Source organism: Pseudomonas pseudonitroreducens (assembly GCF_021603645.1).
In the GTDB taxonomy this organism is placed as follows: Bacteria; Pseudomonadota; Gammaproteobacteria; order Pseudomonadales; family Pseudomonadaceae; genus Pseudomonas; species Pseudomonas pseudonitroreducens.
This window is the reverse complement of record NZ_BQHJ01000070.1, coordinates 1-261: the sequence shown is the minus strand read 5'-3', so window position 1 is coordinate 261 and position 261 is coordinate 1. Positions and strand designations below refer to the sequence as shown.

Annotated in this window: 1 protein-coding gene; it reads right to left on the bottom strand. The window is 62.8% G+C overall.

Annotated features, from left to right (window positions below; genetic code table 11):
- Positions 1-261 (bottom strand): GTP-binding protein (locus L6D89_RS32510; RefSeq protein ID WP_236202359.1); only part of this gene is annotated, 261 nt, incomplete at both ends.

Sequence of the window (261 nt, the reverse complement as noted above, 5' to 3'; positions counted from 1 at the left end):
GAACGCCTACCTGACGGGACAGCAGGATGTGCTCGCGGGTCTGCGGCATGGGGCCGTCAGCAGCCGAGCAAACCAGGATCGCGCCGTCCATCTGGGCAGCACCGGTGATCATGTTCTTCACGTAGTCGGCGTGGCCCGGGCAGTCTACGTGAGCGTAGTGGCGTACCGGCGAGTCGTATTCAACGTGAGAGGTGTTGATGGTGATACCACGAGCCTTCTCTTCCGGCGCGTTGTCGATCTGGTCGAAAGCGCGAGCGGAGC